General features: G+C 66.7%; 16 protein-coding genes. 6 read left to right on the top strand and 10 right to left on the bottom strand.

Going from position 1 to position 17,239, the window contains the following annotated elements; translation table 11 throughout:
• The first annotated feature begins 92 nt into the window (after positions 1-92).
• The gene (locus tag SPMU_RS14545; protein WP_245833364.1) at positions 93-1,226 is read left to right on the top strand and encodes a 2OG-Fe(II) oxygenase; all 1,134 of its coding nucleotides are present in this window, start codon (positions 93-95) and stop codon (positions 1,224-1,226) included.
• A 27-nt stretch (positions 1,227-1,253) separates the two neighbouring features.
• On the opposite strand, the gene SPMU_RS14540 is transcribed toward SPMU_RS14545, so the two are convergent.
• Positions 1,254-3,359 carry a prolyl oligopeptidase family serine peptidase gene (locus tag SPMU_RS14540; RefSeq protein WP_088334688.1) on the bottom strand — a complete coding sequence of 702 codons (2,106 nt, stop codon included), beginning with the start codon at positions 3,357-3,359 and terminating at the stop codon, positions 1,254-1,256.
• A 235-nt stretch (positions 3,360-3,594) separates the two neighbouring features.
• Here SPMU_RS14540 and SPMU_RS14535 point away from each other — a divergent pair, with 235 nt between their 5' ends.
• Entirely contained in the window at positions 3,595-4,989 is a 1,395-nt protein-coding gene (locus tag SPMU_RS14535; protein ID WP_088334686.1) for an MFS transporter, read from the top strand.
• A 70-nt stretch (positions 4,990-5,059) separates the two neighbouring features.
• Complete coding sequence (locus tag SPMU_RS14530; RefSeq protein WP_088334765.1) at positions 5,060-5,884, top strand: alpha/beta fold hydrolase; 825 nt, start codon at positions 5,060-5,062, stop codon at positions 5,882-5,884.
• Positions 5,885-5,985: 101 nt separating this feature from the next.
• Here the strand turns inward: SPMU_RS14530 and SPMU_RS14525 are convergent, their stop codons facing one another.
• The 5 genes from SPMU_RS14525 to SPMU_RS14505 form a co-directional block, all read right to left on the bottom strand.
• Positions 5,986-6,750 (bottom strand): sulfotransferase, encoded by a 765-nt coding sequence (locus tag SPMU_RS14525; protein ID WP_245833355.1) that lies wholly within the window; start codon positions 6,748-6,750, stop codon positions 5,986-5,988.
• The gene (locus SPMU_RS14520; RefSeq protein WP_088334684.1) at positions 6,747-7,667 is read right to left on the bottom strand and encodes an aminotransferase class IV; all 921 of its coding nucleotides are present in this window, start codon (positions 7,665-7,667) and stop codon (positions 6,747-6,749) included. The genes SPMU_RS14525 and SPMU_RS14520 overlap by 4 nt, the downstream gene beginning before the upstream one ends.
• A gap of 145 nt (positions 7,668-7,812) precedes the next feature.
• A complete protein-coding gene (gene lpdA / locus SPMU_RS14515) occupies positions 7,813-9,213 on the bottom strand; it encodes a dihydrolipoyl dehydrogenase (protein ID WP_088334682.1) in 1,401 nt (466 codons plus the stop codon).
• A 3-nt stretch (positions 9,214-9,216) separates the two neighbouring features.
• Positions 9,217-9,414, bottom strand: a complete 198-nt coding sequence (locus tag SPMU_RS14510; RefSeq protein ID WP_088334680.1) for a hypothetical protein — start codon at positions 9,412-9,414, stop codon at positions 9,217-9,219.
• Between the two features lies 1 nt (position 9,415).
• Positions 9,416-10,762 carry a pyruvate dehydrogenase complex dihydrolipoamide acetyltransferase gene (locus SPMU_RS14505; protein WP_088334678.1) on the bottom strand — a complete coding sequence of 449 codons (1,347 nt, stop codon included), beginning with the start codon at positions 10,760-10,762 and terminating at the stop codon, positions 9,416-9,418.
• Positions 10,763-10,874: 112 nt separating this feature from the next.
• Between SPMU_RS14505 and SPMU_RS14500 the strand changes: the two genes are divergently transcribed.
• Positions 10,875-11,327, top strand: a complete 453-nt coding sequence (locus SPMU_RS14500; RefSeq protein ID WP_088334676.1) for a universal stress protein — start codon at positions 10,875-10,877, stop codon at positions 11,325-11,327.
• 49 nt (positions 11,328-11,376) lie between these two features.
• Here the strand turns inward: SPMU_RS14500 and SPMU_RS14495 are convergent, their stop codons facing one another.
• A complete protein-coding gene (locus SPMU_RS14495; protein WP_088334674.1) occupies positions 11,377-12,444 on the bottom strand; it encodes an RcnB family protein in 1,068 nt (355 codons plus the stop codon).
• Positions 12,445-12,573: 129 nt separating this feature from the next.
• Positions 12,574-13,056, bottom strand: a complete 483-nt coding sequence (locus SPMU_RS14490; RefSeq protein ID WP_088334672.1) for a GAF domain-containing protein — start codon at positions 13,054-13,056, stop codon at positions 12,574-12,576.
• A gap of 86 nt (positions 13,057-13,142) precedes the next feature.
• On the opposite strand from SPMU_RS14490, the gene SPMU_RS14485 reads away from it, so the two are divergent.
• Positions 13,143-14,420, top strand: a complete 1,278-nt coding sequence (locus SPMU_RS14485) for a methyltransferase family protein (RefSeq protein WP_088334670.1) — start codon at positions 13,143-13,145, stop codon at positions 14,418-14,420.
• A gap of 145 nt (positions 14,421-14,565) precedes the next feature.
• On the opposite strand, the gene SPMU_RS14480 is transcribed toward SPMU_RS14485, so the two are convergent.
• Positions 14,566-15,834, bottom strand: a complete 1,269-nt coding sequence (locus SPMU_RS14480) for a glutamate-5-semialdehyde dehydrogenase (protein ID WP_088334668.1) — start codon at positions 15,832-15,834, stop codon at positions 14,566-14,568.
• 202 nt (positions 15,835-16,036) lie between these two features.
• Here SPMU_RS14480 and msrB point away from each other — a divergent pair, with 202 nt between their 5' ends.
• Positions 16,037-16,528 carry a peptide-methionine (R)-S-oxide reductase MsrB gene (gene msrB, locus SPMU_RS14475; RefSeq protein WP_088334666.1) on the top strand — a complete coding sequence of 164 codons (492 nt, stop codon included), beginning with the start codon at positions 16,037-16,039 and terminating at the stop codon, positions 16,526-16,528.
• Positions 16,529-16,615: 87 nt separating this feature from the next.
• On the opposite strand, the gene SPMU_RS14470 is transcribed toward msrB, so the two are convergent.
• Complete coding sequence (locus tag SPMU_RS14470; RefSeq protein WP_088334664.1) at positions 16,616-17,143, bottom strand: CHAP domain-containing protein; 528 nt, start codon at positions 17,141-17,143, stop codon at positions 16,616-16,618.
• Between the last annotated feature and the right edge of the window lie 96 nt (positions 17,144-17,239).

Genomic DNA, 17,239 nt, shown 5'->3' with positions numbered 1-17,239 from the left:
CAGCGCAGCAATAACTGTTTTGCGCAACGGTCCGTTCCTTATTTGCATCCATACCGCACCGGCGCAAACGAGTCGCGCGCCTTGTAGCGGGCGTGGTAGCATTGCTCATGGCCAATCTGCTGCTGCCGGGCGATCAGGCGCCTTGGTTTCACGCTCCCGCACTATCAGGCAATCCGCGGTACGCGTTCGATACGGCCGCCGGTCGCCTGATCCTGATGCTGTTCGCCGGCCCCGCCGCGCATCCGGCGCTCGCGCCTGCCCTGCGCCTGCTGGCTGAGCATCGCGGCTTGTTCGATGATCGGTACGCGTGCTTCTTTGGTGTCTCCACCGATCCCCACGATGTCCTCGAGGGAACGGTGGAGCAGCAATTGCCCGGGATTCGCTGGTTTCTTGATCACGACGGCGCCGTGTCACGCCTGTACGGCGCACTGGACGATGGCATGAGCGAGACGAACTATCGGCCGCATTGGCTTCTGCTCGACCCCACCTTGCGCGTGTGCGGGCGCTTCCCGATCAGCGCCGGCGACCAGGCGATCGCGGCGCTACAGGCGCAGATCGCCGCGCCGGACATTTATTCGGCCGCGCCGGTGCTGGTCGTCCCGCGCGTGTTCGAACCTGCGCTGTGTCGGCGCCTTATCGAATTGTACGAAGCGAAAGGCGGTGAGGATTCGGGCTTCATGCGCGAGGAGAATGGCCTCACCGTCGAACGCGTCGATCATCATCACAAGCGGCGATCCGACTACCATATCGAGGACGACTCGCTCCGCGAGCAGCTACGCGCCCGCCTCGCGCGCTTCCTCCTGCCCCAGATCAAACGAGCGCTTGGCTGGCAGGCAACACGTATCGAACGCTGGATGGTGGCCTGCTATGATGGCGATAATGGCGGCGGACACTTTCGCGCCCATCGCGACAATACCACCAAAGGGACCGCGCATCGGAAGTTCGCGTGTACGATCAATCTCAACGCGGGCGAATATGACGGCGGGGACCTCTGCTTTCCGGAGTTTGGCCCCGCCACCTATCGCGCGCCGACAGGCGGAGCTGTGATCTTCTCCTGCTCGCTGCTGCACGAGGCGCAACCCGTCACGCGCGGCAAACGCTATGCGTTCCTGCCGTTTCTGTATGACGAGGACGGCGCGCGGCTGCGCGAGACAAACCTTCAATTTCTGGCGGCAAGCGCGACAAGCCAGCCGCAACCCACCATCACGACCGACGCGCCCGCCTGACGTTCGGGGACGCGCGTCGGCCAGCCGTTACTTACTGGAAGGCCCGATCAGCTTCTGCGCGAAATAGACGGTCTGCAGTGCCTGCAACCGCGCGCCCTGGGCAATGTCCGCGTCGCCCGAATGGCCGCCCGCCATGTCCTCGTAGAACAGGTACGGCAGGCCAAACTCTTTCATGCGCGCGGCGAACTTGCGCGCATGTTGCGGGCCGACCCGGTCGTCCTTGGTGGTCGTCCAGATATAAGGCTCCGGGTAGCGCCCATCCTTCCGCAGCGCGTGATAGGGCGACATCGTCGCGAGGAACGCGCGCTCCTCCGGCACGGAAACGGAGCCATATTCATCCACCCATGAGGCGCCGGCTGCGATCCCTTCGTAGCGCAACATGTCGAGCAGCGGCACCTGGATCGTCACCGCGCCCCACAGCTCCGGATGCTGAGTCAATTGCACGCCCATCAGCAGTCCGCCGTTCGACCCGCCATAAATGCCGAGCTTGGGCGCACTGGTGATCCCGCGCGCGAACAGGTCGCGGGCGATGCTGGCGAAATCGTCAAAGATCAGCTGGCGTTTCGTCTTGCGCCCGGCCTCGTGCCACGCCGGGCCGAACTCGCCCCCGCCCCGAATATTGGCCAGCACGAAGGCACCGCCCCGCTCCAGCCACAGCTTGCCCGTGATGCCGGAATAATAAGGCGTGTTGGATACCTCGAAGCCGCCATAGGCCGTCATCAGCGTTGGCGTGCTGCCATCCTTCGCGGCGCCTTCGCGATGGACCACGAAATAAGGCACCTTTGTCCCGTCCGACGACGTGGCCTCGAACTGCTCTACCACCAGTCCCGTCGCGTCGAAACGCGCCGGCGAGGACTTGACGGCAACCGGCGCCTCCGTTCCCGCCGCGTCGAACGCCATCAGCCGGGTAGGCGTGGTGAAGCCCGATACTGCCAGATAGCCGCGATCACCGTTCTGCTCGGCGGTGACCAGATCGACGGAAAGATTGTCCGGCAGGCTCAGGGTACGGCCAGCCCAGCCGTCGCCCGCTGGCGTAAACACCATCGCGCGGCCGCGGACGTTGTCGTAAACCGATGCGATCACCGCGCCGCCGGTCACGCGCACGTTGCCGCGATCCACGGATTGGCGCGGACCCGGCGCGAAGATGGTGGTGAGCGCACCCTTGCCCCGCGTGGCGTCCTGCAGCGGCAGCGACGCCAGCGCGCCTTCGGGAACCTTGCCCCACGCCTCACTAGTGCGCACGACCAGCCGGCCGTCAACCAGCCCGTTCACGTCCACCCGATCGGGCAGCGGCACTTTCTGCGCTTTGGTACCATCCCATAGCAGGATGTCGGAGGTGAAGAACGTCTTTGCCCGCGTAATCACGGTCGCGCGATTGCCCTGCGCGTCCACCTCCACCGATGGCCATGCCCCGATATCGTCGGGCGTGCCGCGGTAGATCTCTCGCGCCCCACCCAGCGGCTGCCCGCGCTTCAGGATCTTCACCACAAAGGGATAGCCGGACTTGGTAAGCGTGCCTTCGCCCCAATCGCGCGAGACGATCAGCGTGTCGGCGTCGATCCAGTCGGCGTTCTGCTTGGATGCCGGCAGGTCGAAACCGCCCTCAACGAAAGCGCCCTTCTCCAAGTCGAATTCGCGCAGGCTGGTCGCGTCCTCGCCACCCTCGCTCAGCGCCACCAGGCAGCGGCGATGGTCGGGCTCCAGGCAGGTCACGCCCTTCCAGACCCATTGCCGCCCCTCCGCCTTGGACAAGGCATCAAGGTCGATCAGAGTGGTCCAGTTTGGATTGGCGGAGGCAAAGTCCGCCGCACTGGTCACGCGCCAGATGCCCTGCGGGCGTGCCTTGTCGCGCCACAGGTTGAAGATGCGCCCGCCGATCATCTGCGGCATTGGGATGCGATCCTCGGCGGCGGCGATCGCCAGCGCCTCGCGATAGAAGGTCTCGTAGCGCGGATCGGCCTCCAGCCGCGCCAGCGTCCGCTTGTTTTCGGTGTCTACCCAGGCGAGCGGCGCGGCGCCCTCCCGGTCTTCGAGCCAGATATGGGGATCATCAGTCACACGCGCGATTTGGGCGCTGCCGGCCGATGCCGCAAGCGCTGCTGCCACCGCAACCGCCATCACCCCACGTCTCATTCATCGCTCCCGACCGCCGAAGAACGCCTCATGCCGGGCAGCCGAGGTAACCACAATCATCGGGCCGTCACCGGGGATCGACGCGGCTTTCTCCACGTTTGTCCTCCCGATCGCCGGGCGTTCCTACACTGTGGCGCAAACGGGAAAGCACGCTTCGCCACACACAGGATCTCGGATGTTACCACCACACCAGAGTAGCTTGCCCGCAGAGCCCGGTTCCGTAAGGCAGGCGGAAATGTCCGACGGCCTGCCCCTCCCCCGCCGCCTGTTTGCCGTGGCGTCGCTCGGGTGCGGCTCCGCATTGGTCATCATCGACGGCGGTATCGCCAATGTGGCGCTGCCGACGATCGCGCGGGACCTGGGCGTTGCGCCAAGCTCTGTCGTGTCGATCGTCACAGTCTATCAGGTGATGCTGGTCATGCTGCTGCTCCCCTTCGCCGGTTTGGGCGAGCGGATCGGGTTGAAGCGCACCTACCAGGCAGGCCAAGTGATCTTCGCCGTTGCGACCTTGCTTTGCTTCTTTGCCAAGAGCCTGCCGTTCCTCCTGATCGTCCGCGCCGTGCAGGCGATCGGCGCGGCGGGCGTGCTCAGCGTTTCCTCCGCGCTGATCCGCCAGACCTATCCTGCCAGCCAGCTCGGGCGCGGGCTCGGCATCAATTCGGTGATCGTCACCAGCTCCGCCGCCGCTGCGCCGACGATCGGCGGACTCGTGCTGGCGGTGGCGCCCTGGCCGTGGGTCTTCGCCAGTTCGCTCCCGTTCGCGGTGATCAGCATCGCGCTCGGCCGGTCGTTGCCCAATCCAAGCCCACGCCTCGCCCACCTCGACCTTATCGGCGCGATCATGTGCGCGGGTATGTTCGGCCTCATCATCGGTGGCGCGGAAAGCCTGGTGCATGGCGACAGCCCGGTGGTCAGCGGCGCGATCGTCGCCGCCGGCGCGGCGCTCGGCTGGTTCTTCGTGCGGCGCGAGATTGGCGCGCCTGCCCCGATCCTGCCGGTTGACCTCCTCGCGCGGCCGATCATCGCCCTGTCGGCGGTGGGCAGCCTGACGGCGTTTACCGCCTCGATGACGTTGCTCGTCTCCACCCCGTTTCGCTTGTCGGCCATGGGGTTCACCGCCACCCAGATCGGCGCCTGCATCGCGCCTTGGCCGCTGACCAACATGATCGTGGCGCCGCTGTCCGGCTTTCTCTCGGATCGCGTGCCCGCCGGTATCCTCGGCGGGATCGGCATGGCCGTGACCCTGGTGGCGCTGACGCTGCTTGCCACCATGCCGGCGGACCCGAGCTATTTCGACGTCGCGTGGCGCATGGCGCTGTGCGGCTCGGGCTTTGGCCTGTACCTGCCGCCGAACGCCCGGCTGATCGTTGGCTCGGCGCCGCGCGAGCGCGCAGCGGCGGCTGGCGGCCTCGTCTCCACGGTGCGGCTCACCGGACAGACGATCGGCGCGACGCTCGCCGCCGCGCTTCTGGCGGCGGGCATCGGCGCCGGTGCGGTGCCCCCGCTCGCCGCCGCGGGGCTGGCGCTGATCGCCGGCCTGTGCAGCATCGCGCGGCTGCGTCCCTCGATCCGCAGCCCGAGCATAACGGAGGTGCGCGACGAAGTCCCGGCCTTGCGCCAGACGCGCTAAGCGCAAACTCGCGAGAGGGAACGCGCCCCCGCCGCCGCCGTTCTTCGGGTTTCACGGACCGGAGTTGATCATGCCCTACGTCAAGACGCGCGATGGTGCGGATATCTACGTCAAGGATTGGGGCGAAGGCCGGCCCGTCGTGCTGATCCATGGCTGGCCGCTGTCCGCCGACAGCTGGGATCCGCAGGCGGTGGCGCTGGCCGAGGCAGGCTATCGCGTGATCGCCTATGACCGGCGCGGCTTCGGGCGCTCCAGCCAGCCGTGGAACGGCTATGACTATGACTCGCTCACCGACGATCTGGCCGAGGTGATGAAGGCGGCCGGCGTTGAGCAGGACGCGACGCTCGTCGGCTTCTCCATGGGTGGCGGCGAAGTCGCGCGCTACATGAGCCGGCATGACGGCCGCGGCGTCAACGCCGCCGTGCTGATCGGCTCGGTCGTGCCCTATGTGCTCAAGACGGACGACAATCCGCATGGCGCGGGCGAGAACGACCTGCGGCAGATCGGCGAAAGCATCCGCAAGGATCGCGCGACCTTCTTCCGCACCTTCTTCAAGGACTTCTTCGGTGTCGGCTATGTCACCAGCCCGGTGAGCGAGGCGACGCTCGATTGGGCATGGCGGCTCGCGATGCAGGCGTCGCTCCGCGCCACGTTGGAGTGCGCAAACAGCTTCAGCTTCACCGATTTCCGCCCGGACCTCCCCGCCTTCCGCGTTCCCACGCTCGTGATCCACGGCACGGACGACAAGACGGTGCCGATCGACGCCACTGGACGTGCCGCCGCGCGGGGCATCGGCATGAGCCAGCTAGTGGAATATGAGGGCGCGCCGCACGGCCTGTTCGCCACCGAAGGCGAGCGACTGACGCAGGACCTGCTGACCTTCCTCAGCCGATAAGCCGGAAATAGCGGCCCAGCTTGAGCAGCGTGACCGCAAATCAAGCTGGGCCGTTCACTTCCTGGTCGCCCCGAACCTCGCCGGGTGACGAGCTTGCCGCTCTAGCTCGCGCGAACGCGATGCTGAGCCATCGCCTCGTAATCCGCCCGGCAAGCGTCGGCCACGGCCGCAAGTTCCGATGGCAGCGGCTGAGCTTCCGGCTCGGGCGCCCCAAACCCGTGCGAGGCCTCCACACGGCCATACCAATGCGCAGCCCAGACGCCGTCGTCCGGGTGGCGCCCCGGTGCCCAGGACAGCATCGCCTCGTCCCAATCAACGCCGAGCGCCCGGCACAACGCCGAAAGCGTGCCGGCAGGATCGCGCAGCACGTCCGCCGAATCGATCACCGGCGGCACATGGCCGAGCCGATCCGCCACCCGATCGAAGAACGCCCGCTGCGCCGCGATGCCCAGATCCCCCGGCGCCACCGTCTCGCGCTTCGCGGCGTAGGACACGGCCATGCGCGCGGGATCGCGGATCAGGAACGCGTGTACCACGCCGGAAAGGTCGTCCGGCGCGATCGGTCCGACCATGTGATGCGGCATGTGCTTCTGATACCAGACCGGCTTGCCCCCCGGCGCCGGGCCGGACAGCGTCGCCGCGACGGACTGCCAGTCGCAATCCATGCTCGCGATCACCGCCTCGCGCATCGGGTGATCCGCGCCGCTGGCCGCCAGAAAGCAGCCGTAGAACGGCTCGTCGCTGACTGCGCAATCCGCCCGGCTCGAGAAGCTGCGCATCATCGCGGTGGAGATGTTGCGCGGGCCGGACCACATCGCGATGCGCAGCGGTTCGCCCGCGCGACCAATGCCGCCGGCGGCGCTCATGCCAGTTCCCGCTCCACCGCCGCGCGATAAAGCTGCTGCAAGCGCTCCACCATCGGCCCCCGCTCCGTGCCGATCACCCGGCCGTCGATCGTGCCGACCGGCGCCAGCCCCGCAAAGGTGCCCGTGGTGAAGGCCTCGTCCGCGCCATACACATCGGTCAACGAGAAGTTGCGCTCATAGGTCGGAATGCCCCCCGCCCGCGCCGTTTCCACCACGATGCGCCGTGTGATTCCATCGAGGCAATAGTCGCCGGTCGAGGTCCACACCTCCCCGTTGCGCACGATGAAGAAATGCGTCGAGTTGCACGTCGCCACGAAACCATGTGGATCAAGCATGAGCGCCTCGTCCGCGCCGGCTTGCGCCGCCTGGATGCACGCCGTGATGCAATTCAGCTTCGAATGCGAATTCAGCTTTGGGTCCTGCACATCGGGGTAGCCGCGGCGCACGTGAACGGTGAACAGGTTTAGCATGCGCGTGGCCGTGCCCGCCGCCGGGGCCTTCCATTCCGGGATCAGGACGATCGTGGCGGGCGAGATCACGACGCGCGGATCCTGATACGGTGTCGATCGGATACCCCGCGTCACCATCAGGCGGATATGAACGCCGTCCCCCGCCATCTCGTTCGCGTCGAGCACGCGGCGCAACCGGGCGATCATCTCATCGCGCGAGATGCCGATGTCGAGCATGATCGCCTTTGCGCCCTGCCACAGTCGATCGAGGTGCCGGTCAAGGAAGGCGATCTTGCCGCCGTAGACGCGCAGTCCTTCCCACACCCCGTCGCCCAGCATGAAGCCCGAATCGAAGACCGACACCTTTGCCTCGGGCCGCCGGAACAGCTCGCCGTTCACGTCGATCAGGACATTATCGTTCCGCGGGTCGGGCGTGAAAACATGCGTGCCGGTGGCGTGATCGGTCATGGTCAGTCCTTTGTCGGTCCCGCTACACCTATCGCGTTCATGCCGAGCTTGTCGAACCACCTGCCGCAGGCGGAGCAATCCGTAACACGCACCTCGCCAGGCTCAGCGCGAACGGGCCGGGAGAGCACCCTCCCCCGTCCCTTGCTTAGATATGGATCGCCTTGCCGTACGCACCGAGCACCGCCTCGTGCATCGTTTCGCTGATCGTCGGATGCGGGAACACCGTCTCCATCAGCTCGGCCTCGGTGGTCTCCAGCGTCTTGCCGATCGTGTAGCCCTGGATCATCTCGGTCACTTCGGCACCGATCATGTGCGCGCCCAGCAGCTCGCCGGTCTTTGCGTCGAACACCGTCTTCACGAAGCCTTCCGGCTCGCCCAGCGCGATCGCCTTGCCGTTACCGATGAAGGGGAAGTTGCCGACCTTTACCTCGTAGCCGGCTTCCTTCGCCTTCGCCTCGGTCAGCCCGACACTGGCGATCTGCGGCCGGCAATAGGTGCAACCCGGAATGTTGCGCGGGTCCATCGCGTGCGGGTGGCCACCAGCGATCGCCTCTACCGCGATCACGCCTTCATGGCTCGCCTTGTGCGCCAGCCACGGCGGCGCGGTGATGTCGCCGATCGCCCACACGCCCTCCACGTTGGTGCGGCACATCGCGTCGGTTTTCAGGAAGCCGCGCTCGTCCATGTCGACGCCCAGCTCCTGGAGACCGATATTCTCCGTGTTCGGCACGATCCCGACCGCCACGATCACATGGCTGAACTCCGCGGTCGTTTCCTTGCCCGCCTTGTCCTTCAGATTGGCCGTGACGCCGCTCTCGCCCACGTCCAGCTTGCTGATGCTGGCAGACGTCATGATCGTCATGCCCTGCTTCTTCAGCGCCTTTTCCAGATGCGCCGACACGTCCACGTCCTCCACCGGCACCAGCCGGTCGAGCATCTCGACCACGGTCACGTCCGCGCCGATGTCGTTGTAGAAGCTGGCGAATTCGATTCCGATCGCGCCCGATCCGATGACCAGCAGCTTTTTGGGCATTTCCGACGGCGTCATCGCATGGCGGTACGTCCACACCCTTTTGCCGTCGGACTTGGCAAACGGCAGCTCCCGCGCCCGCGCGCCCGTGGCGACGATGACGTTCTTGTATTGGAGCTCGCTTGCCTTCCCATCCTTGTCGGTGACGGTCAGCTTGCTTTTCCCAGTCAGCTTCCCCTCGCCCATGTGAACGGCGATCTTGTTCTTCTTCATCAGGTGCGTGACACCCTGATTGAGCTGCTTCGCAACACCGCGCGACCGCTTCACCACCGCGTCGAGATCAGCCGTGATCCCCTGCGCCGTCAGCCCGTAATCCTTGGCGTGGTGCATCAGGTGGTACACTTCGGCCGAGCGCAGCAGCGCCTTGGTCGGGATACAGCCCCAGTTGAGGCAGATGCCGCCAAGCAGCTCGCGCTCAACGATCGCCACCTTCAGCCCGAGCTGCGCCGCACGAATGGCCGCGACATAGCCGCCCGGTCCGGAGCCCAGGATGACGAGATCGTAAGTATCTGCCACGTATCAGTTCCTTGGTTGACGCGCCGCCTTCACCAGCGCGGGCACGCTCATCGCCAGCAGCGCCAGCATCGTCAGCACGCAGACCGGCTCCAGCGAGCCGGCACCTTGTGGGTAGGACCAGATCGCCGCGCGGAAGAACGCAAGGGTCAGCAGCAGCCCAGCGGCCAGATGCAGCACCTCGGCGGCAACCGCGCGGTTCATGTCAGGCCAGCATCCCCAGCGGGTTCTCGCACAGCGCCTTGAACGCCTGCATCAATTCGGCACCATCCGCGCCATCGATCGCGCGATGGTCGAAGCTGCCGGTCGCGCTCATCACCGTCGCGATGCCCAGCGCATCGTCGATCACATAAGGCCGCTTTTCGCCGGCGCCCACTGCCAGGATCATGCCCTGCGGCGGATTAATCACCGCTTCGAACTGCTTGATCCCGTACATGCCCATGTTGCTGAGCGAGGCGGTACCGCCTTGGAATTCCTCGGGCTTCAGCTTCCGGTCGCGGGCACGGGCAGCCAGGTCCTTCATGCGGGTGGAGATCGACGACAGCGAGGACGTGTCCGCCTCGGTGATGACAGGCGTGATCAGGCCCTCGGCGGTCGACACCGCCACCGAAATGTCCGCCCGCTTGAACGTGATGAGCTCGTTGGGCGTGTACATCACGTTGCACTTGGGCACCTGCACCAATGCCACCGCCAGTGCCTTGATCATCAGATCGTTGACGGACAGCTTCACGCCGCGCGCGGCAAGGCTGTCGTTCAGCTCGCTGCGCAGCTTCAGCAGCTTGTCGAGGCGCACGTCCACCGTGAGGTAGATGTGCGGAACCTGCTGCTTCGATTCGGTCAGGCGGCGCGCAATCGTCTTGCGCATGTTGCTGAGCTTAGTCGTCTCGTGCGGTATATCGGGGATCGCTGCCGGCGCCGGCGCTTGAGCTGCGGCAGGCGCAGCAGGTGCAGACGCAACCGGTGCAGCGTCCGCCTTTGGCGCGGACGTCGCGACGCCGGGCTGTGCGCCCTCGACATCGGCCTTCACGATCCGCCCGTTCGGCCCCGACCCTGCCACTGCGCCAAGATCCACGCCCTTTTCGGCCGCGATGCGGCGCGCCAGCGGACTGGCCTTCAAACGCGCGCCGTCCGCCGGCTGCGCCGCCGCGCGCTGCGCCTGACGCTGCGGCTGCGGCTTTATTTCGGGGTTATCGCGCGCAACCTTCTCGCCGGTTTCCCGATCAACCGGCGCATCGACCTGTTGCGCCTTCTCGGGCGTAGCCTCCGGCTTGGCCTCTGCCTGCGCCGGCGCCGCGGGCGCGCTTTCCTCGCCCTCGCCGTTGAGCAGCATGATCACGTCGCCGACCTTTACGCCGTCCGTCCCTTCGGCCACGACGATCTTGGCGACGACGCCCTCGTCCACCGCCTCGAATTCCATGGTGGCCTTGTCCGTCTCGATCTCGGCCATCAGGTCACCCGCCTTGACGGTGTCCCCCTCCTTCACCAGCCATTTCGCCAGCGTTCCCTCCTCCATCGTCGGGGAAAGCGCGGGCATCTTGATTTCGATCGACATGAGGGTCCTCAGCGTTCCTGGGGGGGAGCGCCCCGTCTCTTGCGCCGAGGCCTTGCGCGGTCAACCCCGCAGGCAGATAAGCACGGGCTGAGCTGGGGATTACCGAAGAAGCATGCGCATCTATCTGACGGTTATCGATGATGCGCCGGAGGCGGAAATCGCGCTGCGGTTCGCGGCGCGGCGCGCGGTAAAGACCGGGGGCGGCGTCGAGATCCTCGCTTTGGTGGAGCAACAGGAATTCATCGCCTTTGGCGGCGTGCAGGCAACCATCGAGGACGAGGCGCGGCGGCGCGCCGAGGGCCTCGTCGCCAAAGCGGCCGGCACGCTGATGCAGGAGGCCGGCCTTCGCCCCTCGATCACCGTCCGGCAAGGCGACGGGCCCAAGATCATCCGGGAATTAATCGCCGGCAATCCGCAGGTCGCAGCGCTTGTGCTCGGCGCCGCCGCTGATGGCACGCCGGGGCCGCTCGTCACGCACTTTGCGGGTCAGGCAGGGACCTTGCCGGTCCCCCTGATGATCATCCCGGGCAACCTTGATCGCGACGCGATCGACCGCCTGAGCTAATCCGCCCGAAGCCGGCGGCGCGATCCGGATCGCCCGCCGCCGTCCAGCGTCAGCGAGTCGCGGATCGAACGGTGGTCGTTCGCCCGCGGCCGCCGCTTTCCGGCGTATACGTCACCTCATCGTCCCATGTTTCGCTCGGCGGCGCGGTCACCACCGGCTGGCCGTTCACCGTCACCGTGATGATCGGCGGCGCCGGATAATAATAGCCGTTGCTGTAATAGCCGCCGGGCGCGCCGGCCGAGCTGGTCGTGATCACCGTCACGCCGTTTGCGCGGGTGACGACGGGCGCGGGAGCCGCCACCGAGCGCGACGGTGCGAGCACGGGAGCAGGTGCGGCAGCGCGGGTCGCAACGGCGGGCGGGTAAGGCGCACCGCGCGGCGGCGCCGGCGGATAGCCGGCGCCGGGCGCCATCGGCGCCGCCCGCCGATCGTCCCGCGCCGAAGAGCTCGCCGTCACGACTTGGCGGCTCGTTCCGCTCGCTTCCGGTGCGCCACGGGCGACCATCGTCGTTGAAGCGCCAGGCTCACCGGCCCGTGCGGTATCAACAGCCGCGCGATCACGCCCCGGCACCGCATAAGGCGCGCCCGGAGGTGCGGATACATAGGCCCGGCCTCCATCCCCATCCCAATCCTCGCGGTAGGCATAATCCACGCCTTCCGCATCGAATTGATCCCAATCCACGCCGCCGATCGTGTCGTGAACGGCGCCGCGACCATCGACCAGCACTGCGTCATCGTAATACCGCGACCAGGCAAAGCCATTGGGCGGCGGCGGAAGATCGAAGCCGGACCAATCGTCAACACGCCATTGCGGCGCCGCCCAATACGACGGCAGCATCGTGCCCCGCAGCGGCCGCTGATAAGCGCCCCAGCCGCCCGGCGCGCGCGATCCAGCCCACCAGCGCCCTTGAACGCGGCCGCCCCACCGCGGCGTCTTCAGGTCGCCCCGGCTGGACGCGACGCGGGCAGTTCCAACAGGACCGGCGCTCGCCAGCTCGGTCCCTGCCGCTTGTGCCGTGTTGCCAGGGCCGGTGCGAAGAACCGGGCGCTCGCGGCCGCTGGCCGCCGCCGCCGTAAGCCCCAGCACAAGCATCGCCGCCGTCGTATGCGCGCGCATCGACTATTCTCCCTGATCTCACCATTCGCCCACACGGCATTGCCGCGGTTGACGAACCGTTTACCAGTTCGCCCAGGCCCCTTCCACCATCGCCTCTGTCCCGGAATGATGCAGGCCGGGCGGGCGCCGCTACGCGATACGGGCCGCCAGCAATGCGGCGATCGCCTCCCCGCCCTTGGCGTCCTCCGCATCGAAGCGCGAGGGAATGGGGCTATCGAGATCAAGCACGCCGATCACCACCCCGCCATGAACGATCGGCACCACCAATTCCGACGCACTCGCCGCGTCGCACGCGATGTGCCCGGGAAAGGCATGCACGTCGGCGACTAGCTGCGTTTCCCCGGTCGCCGCCGCTGTCCCGCATACCCCCGCGCCCAGTGCGATACGGATGCAGGCTGGCTTGCCCTGAAACGGCCCCAGAACCAGCTCGCCCGCGACCATGCGGTAAAAGCCCGCCCAGTTCAGATCAGGCAGATATTGCCAAAGCAGCGCTGCGGCATTCGCCATGTTGGCAACCGCATCAGGCTCGTCGGCGGTCAGCGCGTCGAGAGCGGACAGGATGTCGCGGTAGAGCTCGGCCTTTTCACCGGCCTGAATATCGAACTGGTACATGCGCGCCATGTAGTCGCGCAGGCAGCGCGACGCGAGTGTCGTCCTTCATGCCGCGATTACCTTTGCTGTGCTACGCCTCGCGTCCCATGCCTCAGCACGTCGCCGCCGCTCCCACGCACCGCACCGATCCGCGGCCTGCCTCCGCCGTCTCGCACGGCGTCGGCCTCGCCGGCCTCGTCGGCTTGATCGCCTGGATCGGGGTGGCCCGCGTCTATGGCCTGGACGGTCCTTATGCCGCCCTGGTCAATCTGCTGGCGTGCGGCGTGCCAATGGTGCTCTGGTCGCTGATCGTGGACAAGGTCCATCGCCGCCCTTCCACCGGGATCGACTGGTCACGGGTGCGTCCCTGGCGCGAGACGATCGATACCAGCCTGATCAAGCTCGTGGGGCTGTGGGCCACTTGGGCGGGCATCGCGCTGATCTACGGCACCGGCCGCTTCTATTGGGATGGCAATTTCCGCTTCGCCATGTGGTGCTTCGGAACGGCCGCCCCGCTGCTGTTCGTGCTGTCGATCCCCTACGTCCTGTGGCTCGATCGACGCCTGATCGAGCCGCGCGACGGCGCGTGGGCACTCGGCGCCTGGCTGACGCATACGAACACCGCCGAGCCCGAGCTCATCTATGCCCATCTGCGCGCCTGGGCCGTGAAGGCGTTTTTCCTCGCCTTCATGCTGGCGATCGTGCCCCCCGGCTTTGCCGAATTCATTCGGACCCCGACCTTTGGCATCCTGACCGATCCCGTGGCGCTCGCCAATTGGCTGATCACGTTCATGTTCGTGATCGACGTCGCGTTCGCAACTGTCGGATATGTGCTGACGATGCGCCCGCTGGACGCGCACATCCGCAGCGCCAATCCCTATGCCGCCGGCTGGGCCGCGGCGCTGATCTGCTATCCGCCCTTCATCCTCATGAATCAGGGCGGTCCGCTCGATTATCATCCCGGCACCGCGGAATGGAGCCAATGGCTCCAGGGCTATCCGATATTATTGGTCATCGTCGGCGCCCTGCTGGTGCTGCTCACCGCCATCTACGCCTGGGCGACCGTTGCGTTCGGCCTGCGCTTTTCGAATCTGACGCATCGCGGCGTCCTGACTCACGGACCCTATGCCTGGTCGCGCCACCCGGCGTATTTGACGAAAAACCTCTTCTGGTGGTTCTCCACCCTGCCTCTGCTGTCGACCGGCACGCTCGTCGACGCAGCCCGCGCGACGCTGATCCTGGCGGCGGTAAGCGGCATCTATTATTGGCGCGCCAGGACCGAGGAGCGCCATCTGCGCGAAGACCCGATCTATCGCGATTACAGCGCCTGGATGAGCCGCCATGCCCCCGTGCCACGCTTCTTTCGCTGGCTTGGCGGACGATGAGGAGCACGGTGGGCTGACACCTCGCTGAGGTGCATGGATCGACACAAAGGCTGGGGTGGAGAACCAAGGTTGCACCTGGGCCGTCTGCGTCAGGTCACGGGTCCGCCGTCACCTCGAAGCTCAGGATCAAGGTGATCGAAAACTTCTAGCTACGCACCTGCCCCGCGCCGCGGCCGACCCATTTGTAGGTCGTCAGTCCCTCGAGCGCGACCGGTCCGCGGGCGTGCAACCGGCCGGTCGCAATGCCGATCTCCGCCCCCAGCCCAAACTCACCCCCGTCGGCGAACTGCGTGGACGCATTCCAAAGCACGATGGCCGAATCGACCTCGGCCAGGAAACGGTTCGCGATTGCCTCATCCGCCGCCACGATCGCATCCGTATGCCCGGAGCTATGCCGCCCGATATGCGCGAGCGCGCCATCGAGACCATCCACGATCGCCGCCGAGCAGATCGCATCGAGATACTCGGTGTCCCAATCCGCCTCGTCGGCCGGCGTCACGGCGGCAATCGCGCAAACGCGCGCGTCGCCACGTACCGCGCATCCCGCCTCGGCAAGCGCCTGCACCAAGGCGGCAGGATCAGGGTAAGCCGCATCGATCAGCAACGTCTCCATCGCGCCGCACACGCCCGTCCGTCGCATCTTGGCGTTGACGACGATCCGCGTCGCCATGTCCTTGTCGGCCGAGGCATGAACGAAGATGTGATTGATCCCGTCCAGATGGGCGAGCACCGGCACCCGCGCCTCGGCCTGGACCCGCGCCACCAGCCCCTTGCCGCCGCGCGGCACCACAAGATCGATCGCGCCGTGCGCCGCCAGCATCGCGCCCACCGCCGCCCGATCCGTCGTTTCCACCAGTTGCACCGCCGTGGTCGGGATGCCGGCCCGGCTCAGTCCTTCACAAAAGGCACGGTGAATGGCGGCATTGCTCTGGGTCGCCTCGGAACCGCCGCGCAGGATCGCGGCATTGCCCGCCATCACGCACAGCGCGGCCGCATCGGCGGTCACATTGGGCCGGCTTTCGTAGATGATGCCGATCACCCCGATCGGCACCCGTATGCGCGACAGCTCCAGACCATTCGGGCGAACCGCCGTGTCGATCACTTGCCCGACCGGATCGGCAAGCGTCGCCACCGTCGCCACGCCCGCCGCCATGCCGGCAATCCGTGCCTCATCCATCCGCAGCCGGTCGATCATGGCCGCCGATAGCCCCGCCGCCTCCGCCCGCGCCACATCAGCCGCGTTCGCGGCCAAAATAGCGTCACGCGCACCGCGCAACGCTTCCTCTGCCCGCAACAGGCCCGCCCGGCGCTGCTCCGTTGAAAGGCGCGCCAGCTGAAGCGCCGCCCGCCGCGCCTCCGCCGCCATGCCGGCGATCATGGCGCCGCAATCCTGAGTGTCGTGATGGTCCCGCATGGCCGGCTGGTTAGCATGCCCCCCGATCGCGGCCGAGTCAGCCTTTCTCTACAGCCGCAAAGCCAGACATGCGTCGGCTGGCGCCAACAAGCCGGTCAGCGCAAAGCGGTCCGTTCAACGCAACGGGCTCGAGCATCGCTCAACGCGCGGCGGGTCCGCGTGTGGGATGGGAGACCGAGATCGCCACCCTATATTGCTCCTCATGAAGCAGCCTTATCATCGACGCGCCGTGCTCCTGGGCCTGGGCAGCGTCACCGCAACGGCTCTTGTCGCCGCATGCAAGGTGGCGCCAGCGGAAGCGGAAACGTTTCCGATACGGCTAAGCGAGGCGCAATGGCGGCAGAAGCTGTCGCCCCAGACGTTCAACGTGCTCCGCCGCGAAGCGACCGAGCGCCCCTTCTCCAGCCCGCTCGATAAGGAGAAACGCGCAGGCGCCTTCGCCTGCGCCGGCTGCGGCCAGCCCCTGTTCTCCTCGCGGACCAAGTTCGACAGCGGCACCGGCTGGCCTAGCTTCTGGGCGCCGTTGAAGGGGGCCGTCGGGACCAGGCGAGATTTCACCCTGGGGCTCCCGCGAACCGAGGTGCATTGCGCGCGATGCGGCGGTCATCTCGGCCATGTCTTTGACGATGGCCCGGCGCCCACGGGCAAGCGTTACTGCATGAATGGCGTCGCCATGGTCTTCCGGCCGGCCTGATCAGACAATCGGCCGGCACCAGGCCGATTATCGCCAGCGAATGCCTGGGGGAGGCCGATCTGTGCCGTGGGGAGGCCGCGTAACCGCTTAGTTGCTGAGCGTCACTGCGCCGCGCACCGGCGCTGCTGCTGCCGAAGCGATCGCCAGGTTGGCGATCCGCGTCTCGTCGGCGCCCTCATTCTCGTCCGCCATGATGCCGGGCGAGGTGCCGCCCGCGCCATTGCCGTAAATGAAGCCGTTGGTCGGGTAGTTCGAGGTGCCAAGCCCGCCCTGCGGCGCATACCACACCTTCACGAGGCTCCAGTCGCCCGCGTCCGACACGTCGATCGCCCGCACGTTGCGCTCGATACCGCCGCGCCGCGACCAGTTCGCATGGGTCAGAAGAACCTCGCGGTCGCTGACGACCTGGCTCACCATGGCGACATGGCCCACGCGCATCCGACCGGTCGAGCGGAAGGACAGCACTGCGCCGACCTTGGGAGCATTCCCACGCTCATACTTGCCGGCGGCTTGGCCCCACCAAGTATTGGCATTGCCATGGATCTGAATGCCCGAGATCTCGCGAGCATAAGGGGCGCACTGCCAGAACTGGGCATTTGCCGCGGTCGCCGTCATCAGGCCGCACGATACTACAAGCGCAAAACGCGCCCCAAAATTCTTGAAAGTCACTGCGACCCCCCCGGTCTACGGATGTTCGTCGCAGTCCGGCTA

Origin of the sequence: Sphingomonas mucosissima (assembly GCF_002197665.1) — a bacterium.
Lineage (GTDB): Bacteria > Pseudomonadota > Alphaproteobacteria > Sphingomonadales > Sphingomonadaceae > Sphingomonas > Sphingomonas mucosissima.
This window is presented reverse-complemented; position numbering and strand designations above follow the sequence as displayed.